Source organism: Luteibacter rhizovicinus (assembly GCF_004342265.1).
Lineage (GTDB): Bacteria > Pseudomonadota > Gammaproteobacteria > Xanthomonadales > Rhodanobacteraceae > Luteibacter > Luteibacter rhizovicinus_B.
In genome coordinates this window covers 81300-93489 of sequence record NZ_SMCS01000008.1, presented here as the reverse complement: position 1 = coordinate 93489, position 12190 = coordinate 81300, and the positions used below count along the sequence as shown (strand labels likewise).

4 protein-coding genes are annotated in these 12190 nt (G+C 63.6%); 1 reads left to right on the top strand and 3 read right to left on the bottom strand.

Features of this window, described 5'->3' with window-relative positions; genetic code table 11:
- Nucleotides 1-2: 2 nt before the first annotated feature.
- Nucleotides 3-1589, bottom strand: coding sequence for a GMC family oxidoreductase (locus EC912_RS16750; RefSeq protein WP_132146286.1), 1587 nt, complete (start codon nt 1587-1589; stop codon nt 3-5).
- Between the two features lie 97 nt (nt 1590-1686).
- Complete coding sequence (locus EC912_RS16745) at nt 1687-2262, bottom strand: sugar dehydrogenase complex small subunit (RefSeq protein ID WP_132146283.1); 576 nt, start codon at nt 2260-2262, stop codon at nt 1687-1689.
- A 162-nt stretch (nt 2263-2424) separates the two neighbouring features.
- Between EC912_RS16745 and EC912_RS16740 the strand changes: the two genes are divergently transcribed.
- Nucleotides 2425-3246 (top strand): plasmid replication/partition related protein, encoded by an 822-nt coding sequence (locus EC912_RS16740; RefSeq protein WP_132146280.1) that lies wholly within the window; start codon nt 2425-2427, stop codon nt 3244-3246.
- A 53-nt stretch (nt 3247-3299) separates the two neighbouring features.
- Here EC912_RS16740 and EC912_RS16735 read toward each other — a convergent pair whose 3' ends face one another.
- Nucleotides 3300-12107: an autotransporter-associated beta strand repeat-containing protein gene (locus EC912_RS16735; RefSeq protein WP_243649333.1), complete on the bottom strand. Its 8808-nt coding sequence runs from the start codon at nt 12105-12107 to the stop codon at nt 3300-3302.
- Between the last annotated feature and the right edge of the window lie 83 nt (nt 12108-12190).

The following is a 12190-nucleotide window of genomic DNA, read 5'->3' as shown; positions in this document are numbered from 1 at the left end:
CCTTAGATTTCTTTGTTGATCGTGTCGGCGATCCGGATGGACAACGCCACTCCGGTCAGCGTCGGGTTGATGACACCGGATGCCGGAATCACGCCCGTGGTCGCCAGGAACAGGTTGTCGTGATCGTGCGTGCGGCAATCGCCGTCGACGACGGAATCCTTCGGATCGGACCCCATGATGACCGTGCCCATGATGTGGTCGCGGTTCTGCCAGCCGGTTTCGTCCTCCACGATCTCCGCGTCCAGAAGTTTCGCGAATTTCGCGAAGTCCTGTTTTGCAATCACCTTGCCGGCTGCCGCGTAGTCGTCGACATCGTAGTTCACGCGAAGCATCGGAATGCCGAGCGCATCCTTCTTGTCGCCTGGCGTTATGCGATTGTTCGCGTGCGGAAGCATTTCGAAGACCGTCGACACATCGACCCAGCGCGACGCATCGTGGCGAATGCGCTCATCCAGTTCCGGGCCGATCACGCCTTGCTTCAACAGGCGCTCGGTCACGGCCGGGTTCGGCACCATATTGGTCATGGCATGCTTCACCGCCGAATGATTCTTGCGGAAGTCGCCGTCGCGCCAGTTGAAAATGCCGCCCTGCTGCACGGCGCCGCGGCCGGGCCATACCGGGTCCTTCGCGATCATCGTGAGACCGATGCCGGTGTGATCCATGAGGTTGCGGCCGACCTGATCGGAAGAATTGGCCACCTCGGAGATCAGCAGCAGCTTGGGCGTTTCCAGACCGTGCGCCGCGACCACGAAATAACGCGCGGTGATGCGGACATCCTCACCCGTGGGTTTCTTGTAATGCACCGCAACGATCTTGCCCTTCGGACCTTTTTCGAGCTTGTACGCGGTGGCTTCGGTGATGAGCTTTACGCCGGCGCGCTCGGCCTGCGTCGCATGCACGTCGCCGCTATACATGGCACCGATGGGACAAACCGGCATGCAATTGTTATTACCGCAACACGCCGGCCGGCCCTCGTACGGCTTCGACGCACGTCCATTGGGCTCGTGGATATAGTGGTATCCCTCCGGCGCCAGACGCTCGTTGATGCGCTGGGTCATGAACGTCGTGCCCTCGGGGGGCAGTGGATAGGGTTTCGACCGCGGCGGCCATGCCTTGCCGCCCTGCCCGCTCTGGTCTTCCTGATCGTTTCCCGAGACACCCAGCGCTTCTTCGGCACGCTGGTAATACGGCTCCAGCGTGTCGTAATCGATCGGCCAGTCGCGACCCACGCCATACAGCGTTTTCAGCTTCATATCGTTCGGCAGATAGCGCCAGCACGCGGCAGCCCAGTGCCAGGTCGTACCGCCCACCAGTTTCAGCATCCCCGGCAGGAACTTGAACGAGCCGGTGTTCTCGATGTAGTCGGGCTCTTCGGTCGTATGCGCCCATGGCTGGTTCGGATACGGATCGTTGAAGTTGTGCTTGCGCGGCGACGTACGGTAGTTCTCGACGATCTTCCAGCGAGGAATGCGCGAACCCGCTTCCAGCATGATGACCGAGCGGCCCTTCTTCGCCAGCTCGTAAGCGGCGTTACTACCGAGTGCACCGGAGCCAATGACGATAACGTCGGCGTCGTATTGAGTATCCATGGGAACCTTCGGTCTGTGGATAGATAGAGAGGCATGGCACGGCTGACGCCGGGACGAAAGCCCGCCGCCACGTGCGATCCGTTGCTCGTGGCGACCCTTAGTCGGTAGCGATGCTTGCGGGCGCTTCGGTCCAGTAATTGGTACCGGCGCGGGCATAGGTAGGTATCACGGTGACATCCTGCGTCGACTCGTACATGAGCGCGCCGGTGTACGTGATGAACGTCGCATCGTCGGTGGTGCCGCTACCGGGCGTACCCGTGTAGCCGAGATACCATGCGTGCACGATTTCGATGGCCAGCGCCTTCATTGAAGCATCGCTGGCAACGGCGGATTCGTTGAACTTGCGCATATCGGAGATGTTCGCGTCATCCATCGCTTTGGTAAGCGCGGCGACTCTGGGACCAAACGCCCGGTCGCCGGCACTCAGCGCGACATAGATACGTTCCGACACACCGGCGTCGAGGTTCGGACGCGATGTCAGACGCTTCGAAAGGGCCAGGAAGCCGGCAAGTTCGGCGGCACTCGCCTGGGCAGGTGCCTCGGCGTAGGCCATTTTCGCCCAGGGCAGCAACGCAGCGGCTGCGGCGATCATGCCAGCGGAAACAAGAACGCGGCGACGACCCGGATTGGCGAGATCAGACCCGCCCTGCGGAGATTGGGGGGATAAGGACATCGATAGCTTCCTCTTGGCGATGGCTGGAGAAAGAAGCGCACCGGAACGGCGCTCATAAGGTTTTACCCCAAAACCAGGCCGCTGTCCTGTCCGGACAGACTCAACACATGCGACGCAAGATCTTTACAATGCGCCCCCTCGCCGCTTTCCGGACCCCGCGCCATGGACATCGTCATCAATGAAGAACTCAAAGCCTATATCGATCCACTGACGCCGGACGAACACGCATCGCTCGAAGCCAGCATCCTCGCCGAAGGCTGCCGCGATGCACTGGTGCTGTGGGGCGACGTCCTCGTCGACGGCCACAACCGTTACGGCATCTGCAAGAAGCACGACATTCCGTTCCAGACCGCGCAGAACACCCACTTCCAGTCCATGGACGACGTACACCTGTGGATGATCGACCAGCACCTGGGCCGACGCAGCGTGTCGGACTTCCAGCGCGGCGTGCTCGCGCTGCGCAAGCGCGAAATCCTCACCGAACGGCGCGTTCGTGCCGCGGAAGCCGAAGCTCCGGTGGAGTCATCCGCCGATCGCGAAGATGGAGCCACCAGTGCGGAACCCGCAGCCACTGCCAAGGTAGTGAAACCCGCGCCGCTGCCCAGCCGCGAAGATCTCGCTCGTGTGGCACGCCTCAGCAGCAATCAGGTCGGCCTGATCGAGAAAATCCAGAAGGAAGCAACACCGGAAGTCGTGGCGGCCGTGAAATCCGGCACGATCTCCATCAATGCGGCAGCGGCCGTGGCGACCCTGCCGGAAGAAGAACAGCGCGCCGCCGCCATCGCCGGCGGCGATGAGCTCAAGCAGGCGGCCAAGCGTGTGCGCGATGCCAAGCGCAAGCCGCGCGAGAAGGTTCCTAAAGAGGAAACCATCGAAGAGCACGAGGAAATCCACGAGCTGAAACTGCGTGTCGCGGAACTGACGGCCGAGAACGAAGCGCTTCGAAAAGAACTGGCGGAACTGCGGGCAACAGAGAGCGCCTGAACCCGTTGTGCGACAAGGGGCCGGTGCGTCATGCACCGGCCCTTTCCGTTATCTCAGCCCTCGCAAGCCGGTTCCGGTGCAGGCGCCGCTTTAACGGGACGTACCGCGTGTCGCGTCGCTGCGGTACTGGTGGCGGCAACGCCGGTTTTGACAAGCGGACGGCGATGCGCCGCCGCTGGCTTTTTATTCCCTGCGCTCGCCACCGTGGCCGTCTTCGCGTGCCTGATCTTGCATTGGCCGCCCGGAGCGGCCGAGCGCGGCACAGGAGCGGCGGCGACCGGCGAAGCCGTCGCCGCACTGGCGACCACCGCTGACGCCGCGCCCACGGCAATCGCCGTCTGCGGCGGGTTCGCGACCGGTGGGCTGTAATGCGTAGCGACGCCATTGGCCGGTACGGCGGTGGCATCGACGATGGCGGGTGCCGGTTGCCGGTTCGGCCTGAAGCTCAGCCCGGCCGCCGGTGCGCCGAAGGTCCAGCGTACGCCGAGGTTCACCGCATTGCCCGTGCCGTGACTGGCGATGTCCGCGTTGTAGTAAACGAAGGCGCTGGCTGCCGGCGTGATATCGAAACTGAAACCAAGCGCGGCTTGCCAGTGGTTCTTTACCGGCTGCAGGCCATCGGCGGTGAAGCTGCCGATGGTGCCGCCATTGACGAACGCATTGTTGGCCGTGGCCGGCTGGTCCTTCGTATTGTGCAGATAACGCACCTGAAGGATCGGATGCAGCTGGGTGCCGTCGGGATTCCTTGCGAAATCGCCGACCAGTCGCGCACCTACGCCGTACTCGAGACTGGTTGCACTGGTGCGGCCGACGGAAAGCGCGGCATCGCCGGCGCCTTGCTCGGTGAAGCCGTCGTATTTCACCTTGGCGTAGTAGGCTCCGACGAACGGCTCCAGGTGCCACTGGTTGAACTGGAAGCGATAACCGCCCTCCAGTGCCGCATTGACCGATGAGCCACTATAGCGAGCGTTGGCATTTGCGGCGAACAGCGAGCCCACCTGTATCCGGCGATCGCTTTCGGCGCGCTGGTGGCCATAGGACACGATACCTTCCGCCCACCATTGCTGCGGATTGAAATAAAGCGCATGCAGGCCGACCGCATACTGATCGACGTCGACTCTGTCGTCACGCTGATTTACCGACGTACGCGAATTGGCGAAGCTGGCATGGGCACCCAGGCGCAGATCCTGTGCAACCTGCGCATCGGCGCCAACGATCAGACCACGGATGCGGTAATCGGTCTGGGCGACGTTGTTGGTGCCGTCGAAACTGGTCGTGGCGGTGAACGGTTCGGCCCAGACGGCCGTCCCCTGCTCGCCGGTGTCGCGCGCCAGTTTCATCCGATAGAGCACGGTGTCCTGATACTGGTTCTGGCCGTACAACTCCGCTTGCGACGCCGAAGCGTAGGTTTCGCCGGTAAGCGAATCGAACGATCCGATCACCTGATCCGGGGTAAGGCCGCGCGCATAGCCGAGCAGCGTCGGCATGCGCGTCGAGTTGGTGGCGATGTTCTGTAGCGCGGCGGCCATCGCGACCTGATTGCCGTTGAGACCGGGGAACTTGTCGAACGGCGTACCGCCGGGATTGCCGGTGGGATCGCCGCCCGGATTGCCACCGGTACCCGCCTGCGTAAGCGTCAGCACCAATTGATTGCCCTGGCTCGTCACGCTGGCATTGAGGAAGGGCAGTACGTTCTGCGTCACGCCGGCATAGGCACCGGTGATGCCGCCGCTGGCGTTGAGAATCGTGTAGTTGGTAACCGCCGCATACGAACCCGCCGAGGGTAAGGCGACCAGTTGACCGCCCAACGAAGCGGTGCCGTTGACCTGGATATGGTCGCAGGTGCCACCGCCGTTGGCACGCACCTGCGTGGTCGAGCCAGCCGTCGTCGTGAGGTCTCCGACGGTAAGCGTCGTACCCGGTGCGCCCGTGCCGGCGGCCGCGCCGCTGCCACTCGTTCCGCTCGGCGACAACGTGCCGCTTACGGTGACGGGACCTGAAATGCTGCCACCGCCCACCAGCGCGCCGCCGCTGCCTATCGCAACCGGTCCACCGAGATTGCCATTGACCACCAGGTTGCCGCCCGCCGTCGTGCCGTTCGAGAACGTGGCGTTGGTACCGGTGCCGACCACCAGCGTACCGGCGCCGACATTGAGGTTCGAAACATTGGTAATGGACGCACCCGGTAACGTGGCTTCACCACTGCCGGTGATGTTCAGCGTGGTACCGCTGCCCGTGCCATTCACTGCGCCGGTGACACCGGCCAGGTTGCCGTAATCGACATTCAGGCTGGTGCCGGCACCCAGGTTCAGCGTGCCGGCGATCGGACCGTCCGCAGTGGCCGCGCCACCGCTTCCGTTGAGATTGGCCGTGGCGCCGACGCCAACCGCGATGCCGCCGTTATACGGATTGCTGGCATTCAACACGCCGCCGTTGACTGCGAGCGAACCACTGAAACCGCCGAGCGCACCGCCCAGAGTCAGTGTGCCGCTGCCCTGCTTATTTACGATGCCGGTGCCGGCAAGACTGCCGTTCAGATCCAGATTCTGCGTGCCTTCCACGGTGAGGCCGCCCGCACCGACGGTGACGTTATTGCCGACCGTCAACGCGGCACTCGTTTGCAGACTGCCACCGTCGACCGTCAATCCACCGCTGCCGAGTGCCGACGCATTGCCCAGGATCAGGCCACCGCCGCCATTGACCGTCGTGCCGCCGCTGTAGTTATTGGCACCGTTCAACGTCAGCGTGGCCGGACCATCCTTGATCAGGCTACCGCTACCGGAGAGTTGACCGTTCAAGGTCAGCGCCTGACTGCCGGTGTCGGTCAGTGCCGCGCCGAGTGCGATGTTGTTGGCGAGATTCACCGCCACGTTCGCATCCAGCGTCCCCGCATTCGCTACCGTCAGCGTACCGGTGCCCAGCGCGGCGTCGTTGCCGAGCACGAGCCCGCCGCCCGCCAGGGTGACGCCACCGCCGAAGGTGTTCGCGCCAGTCAGCGTCTGCACACCGGTGCCGGTCTTGGTCAGGCCGCCGCTACCGCTGATGACGCCGCCGAAAGTCAGATTGCCCGCATCGCCAAAGCCCAGTGTATTCGCGCCGAGATTCACCGCGCCCGCACCGGCGAGTGAACCGATGGCCTGATTGCCACCCGGCGACAGATCCAGTGTTCCCGCCGCGCCGATCGTCACCGCACCGATGTTCGACAAGCTGCCGCCGGCGCCGAGCGCCAGCGTGCCTGCATTGATTGCTGTGCCACCGCCGAACGTATTCGCACCGGTCAGCGTCAACGTCGAGGTGCCGTCCTTGGTCAAACCGCCGGCACCGGAAATCGCGCCGCCCAGCGTGAGCGCACCACCGACACCGGCCACGTCCAGATTCGCGCCTGCATTAAGGGTGACGTTGTTGGCGAGAGCGACCGGTCCGTTCGCATCCAGCGACACCAGACCGCCAACACTCAATGCGCCGCTGCCGAGAGCAGCATTGTTGCCGACCACCAATCCACCGGCATTCAACGCCACGCCGCCGCCGAATGTATTCGCACCGCCCAACGTCTGCACGCCGGCGCCGGTTTTGATGAGGCCACCACCGCCAGCGATGCTGCCGCCAAAGTTGGTATTGCCCACGCCACCGAGCGTGAGCGTATTGCCGCCGAGATTCACGCTGCCGGAAACGCCATCGATCGCACCGATGACCTGATTGCCACCCGCGGAAATATCCAGCGTGCCGGTACCGCTCACGTTGACCAGGCCCGTCGACAACAGACTGCCGCCGGCGCCCAGGGCCAGTGTTCCGTCGGTGATGCTGGTGCCGCCGTTGAAGGTATTCGCGCCCGTAAGCGTCAAGGTCGAGCCGCCACTCTTGCTCAGGCTGCCGGTACCGCTGATCGCGCCACCCAGGGTAAGCGCGTTGCCGCCAAGCACATTCAGGCCCGCGTTGCCGGTCAGGTTTACATTGTTGCCAAGCGTAACCGCCGCATTCGAATCCAGCGTCGCCGTACCGCCGACCGTCAGTGCGCCGGTACCGAGCGCGCTGTTGTTGCCGACGATCAGTCCACCCGCATTCAGTGCCACGCCACCACCGAAGGTGTTCGCGCCGCCGAGCGTCTGTACACCTGCGCCGGTCTTGATCAGGCCGCCGGCACCGGCGATGACGCCGTTGAAGCTGGCACTGCCCACGCCACCGAGCGTCAGCGTGTTGCCGCCCAGCGTGACGTTGCTGGCCAGCACACCGTTCAAGGCGCCGATGGCCTGGTTGCCACCGCCGGCGATATCGAAGCCCGCGCCACCCGCGGTCAGATTCACGGCACCCACGGCCGACAAACTGCCTCCCGCGCCGAGAGCCAGCGTGCCCGCGCCGATCGTCGTACCACCGGTGAAGCTATTGGCGCCGGTCAACGTTTCGATGCCGCTGCCCACCTTGGTCAGAGCACCGGTGCCTGCGATCGATCCGCTGAATATGCCGTTCGTCGCGCTGCCCAGCGTGAGGTTGTTGGCACCTATATTGACCGTACCGCCACCGATCAACGTACCGAACGTCTGCGTGCCGTTACCCGCGGAGAGATCGAACGTAGCGCCCGTCGCCAGATTCACCGTGCCGGCGCCCGCCAGGCTGGCACCGGCGCCCAGCGCCAGCGTGCCGCTGTTGATATTGGTGCCGCCGGTATAGGTGTTGGCACCGTTCAAGGTGAGTGTCGCCAGACCATCCTTGGTCAGGCCGCCGCCGCCCGACAGCGCGCCATTCAAGGACAACGCATTGCTGCCCAGGAACGTCAGTCCGCCGTTGAGCACGATGTTGTTGTTGACGGTAAGCGCGCTGCTCGCATCCAGCGTGGCGTTCGCACCTGCACCGACGTTCAATACGCCGGTACCCAGTGCGCTGTTGTTGCCGAGGATCAGGCCGGCGCCAGTGTTGAGGGAGACACCGCCGCCGAATGTATTCGCACCGCTAAGCCCCTGTACGCCACCGGCGATGGTCAAGCCACCGGCACCGCCGATCGCGCCACCGAACGCGGTACTGCCCGTACCGTTCAGGGCCAGCGTGTTGCCGCCCAGGTTCACGTTGCCGGACGCACCGTTGAGCGAACCGATAGCCTGATTGCCGCCAGCGGAAATATCGAAGGTACCGGTACCGCTCAGCGATACCGCACCGGTCGACAGCAAGCTGCCACCCGCGCCGATCGCCAACGTACCCGACTGGATGTTGGTGCCGCCGCCATAGGTATTCGCGCCGGTCAGCGTCAGTGTGGACGTGCCGTTGAGCGTGAGGTTGCCGCCACCTGAAATGGGGCCGCCGAGTGTAAGTGCGTTAGCCCCTTGCACCGTCAGACCGGCGCCCGCCGACAAGTTGATGGCATTGCCCAGATTGATCGCGCTATTGGAGGCAAGCGTCGCCGCACCCCCAACGGTCAGTGCACCCGTGCCAAGTGCGTTGTTGTTTCCGACGATCAGGCCGCCGCTGTTCAATGCAACGCCGCCACCGAAGGTACTGGCGCCGAGCAAGGTCTGCGTACCGGCACCTGTCTTGATCAGTCCGCCAGCGCCGGCGATCGCACCATTGAAGCTGGCATTCCCGGCGGCGTTGAGAGTCAGCGTATTGCCGCCCAGTGTGACGTTGCCACCAGCGATGCCGTTCAACGCACCGATGGTCTGGTTGCCACCCGCCGCAATGTCGAATCCGGCACCGGCACCGCCGAGGGTCACCGCGCCGCTCGCCGCCAGACTGCCGCCAGCACCGAGTGCCAGCGTGCCCGCCGCGATGTTGAGGCCGCCAGTGAATGTATTGCCGCCGGTCAGTGTCTGGGTACCGGTACCTAGTTTGACCAGCCCGCCGGTTCCGCCGATCGCGCCGCCGAATGCTGCGTTGCCCGCGCCGCCGAAGCTCAGTGTATTGCCGCCCAGCAACAGGTTCGTGCCTGCCACGCCCGACAGATTGCCGATGGTCTGGTTGCCGCCCGCCGAAAGATCGAACGCCGCACCGATACCGCTCAGGTCCACCGCACCGGCCGCCGCAAGGCTGCCGCCCACACCAAGCGCCACCGTGCCACCCGCGATTTGCAGGCCGCCCGTAAAATTATTCGCGCCGTTCAGAGTCGCAGTGCCTGCGCCGTTCTTGATCAGGCTTCCGGTACCCGACAGCACACCATTGAACGTCAGCGGTTGACCGCCCAGAAGATTGAGCGAACCACCGGCACCGAGCGCGACGTTGTTGCCCAGCGTCAGGGCGGCCGTGCCATCCAGATTGATCGCCGCGCCGGCGCCAATCGTCAACACGCCCGTTCCCAGCGCTGCGTTATTGCCAAGCAGCAGGCCGCCGCCATTGACCGTCAGACCACCGTTGAATGTGTTGGCGCCATTCAAGGAAAGCGTCGAAGCGCCACCTTTGATCAGGTTACCGGCACCCGACAACACACCGTTGAACGTCAACGGCTGGCCGCCCAGAAGATTGAGCGAACCACCGGCACCGAGCGTGACGTCGTTGATCAGCGACAATGCCGCCGCACCGTCCAGCGTGGCCGCACCACCCACCGTCAACGCGCCGGTACCCAGCGCACCGCTATTGCCCAGCAACAGACCGCCACCGTTGAGCGAAAGACCGCCACCGAACGTATTCGCGCCGTTCAAGGAAAGCGTCGAAGCGCCACCTTTGATCAGGTTACCGGCACCCGACAGCACCCCGTTGAACGTCAACGGCTGGCCGCCCAGAAGATTGAGCGAACCACCGGCACCGAGCGTGACGTCGTTGATCAGCGACAATGCCGCCGCACCGTCCAGCGTGGCCGCACCACCCACCGTCAACGCGCCGGTACCCAGCGCACCGCTATTGCCCAGCAACAGACCGCCACCGTTGAGCGAAAGACCGCCACCGAACGTATTCGCGCCATTCAAGGTAAGCAGCGACGCACCGCTCTTGATCAGGTTGCCGGCACCCGACAGCACCCCGTTGAACGTCAACGGTTGACCGCCGAGCAGATCGAGCGAACCGCCTGCACCGAGCGCGACGTTATTGGCGAGAGCGAGGGAACTGCTTCCATCCAACGTAGCGGCGCCACCCACGCTCAGGGCACCGGTGCCGAGCGCGCCGGCATTGCCCAGCACCAGGCCACCCGCATTCAGCGCAACGCCGCCGCTGAACAGGTTGCCACCGCTCAGCGTCTGCACGCCCGTCCCGATTTTGATCAGGCCACCGGTACCGGCGATGACGCCGCCAAAACTGCTATTGCCGACACCGCCCAGGGTAAGGGTGTGCGTGCCGAGGTTAACGTTGCCACCGAGCCCACCCAGCGAACCAATGGTTTGATTCGCCGCCGCCGAAAGATCGAGGTTGGTACCCGCGGAAAGATTCATGGCCCCCGTGGGGGAAAGACTGGCGCCGACGCCCAGGGCCAATCCGCCACCGGTGATGGAGAAACCGCCACTCAGACTGTTTGCGCCGCCAAGCGTGAGCACACCACTACCACTCTTGATCACGTTGCCGACGCCGGACAGCGTGCCGTTCAAATTGAGCGCACTGTTACCGATCAGATTCAACGAGCCGCCAACATTAACGACGATATTGTTGCTGAGGCCGGTCACCCCCAAAGTATCGAGGGTAGCCGAGCCACCTATCGACAGGTTGCCGCTACCCAGCGCACCGGCATTGCTCAGCAGCAGGCCGCCCGCGTTGAGCGCAACGCCGCCAGCGAACAGGTTGGCACCCCCCAGCGTCACGACACCGGTATTTGTGATCTTCAGTCCACCCCCGCCCGACAACACACCGGACAGCGAAAACGCATTGGTGCCGCCAAGGGTAAGGTTGCCCGTATTGAGCGAAAAACTATTGGCCAGCGACAGACCGGCCGTCGTGGCGGCGATAGCACCGCCGTTGACGTTGAACAGGCCACCGCCGAACGCACCGGCATTATCGAAATTCACCAGGCCATCGTTGAGCGTGGTGTCGACACCGGCGACGGCGCCCTGCAAATTCCAGGTGCCGCTGTTCACCGTCAGGTGCTGGAAATTCACATAGGTGCCCGCGCCAATGACGGTCGTGGCACCACCGGTGCCCGAACCCACACCTGTCGCCGAGTTCTGCAGGATCAACTTGTTGGCGGTGCCCGTGCCCCCATCCACCTTGCCGGCAGCTGCAAGCTTCACATTGATAACAAGAAGGGAGCCCGCGACGCCGACGCCGTTGTTGTTTACGCTGGACCCGGACACCGCCGTGAAGGTATTGCCTACGGTGCTGTCGCCCAGATACACGCTGCCGTTGATGGTGCCCGCATTGAGAAAGGTATTGCCGAGGCTGACCGTACCCGGTGCGTTAAAGCCGATACGTCCGGTAATGCTGGCGCCGCTATCGTTGGTAAAATTCGCCTGGCCACCGCCATAGGACACGATGGCCGGCGCATCCGCCGCAGTGAACAATCCGATACCGAGAATCGACATGCCCACGGTGCCACTGTTCTTTATCGTAGCGACACCGCCGGTACCGTTCTGCACCACCAGCGCCTGACCGCCGAAACCGAACAATGAAGCAATATTGACCAGGCCATTCATGGTGCCGCCGGCCAGGTTGTTCACATTGATCGTATTCGCACCGCTATTGCCAAGGATGGCACCTGACGCCGCCAGACTGAGGCCACCGTTGATCGTCGGATCGATCGAGCCCTGGTTGTTCAACGTGATGCCATTGCCGCTGAGTGTCAGCGCGGTACCGCCGAGAAGAACCGGAACGCTGACAACCGCACCGGTTTGTACATTCACCGTCACGCCATTGGTGGCATCGACAACCGTATTCGTATTGGACCCGGTAGCGCAGGTGATCGTGGTTCCAGCCGTAGTGCAGGTCGCATAGGCCGTACCCGTGAGTAAAGGCATAGCCATGATCGGTGCAAGGGCCAGAAAAATCCCTCTGGCCAACGAAGTACGACGAACACGATCAAGACGATGCTGATGCATGACAGCCC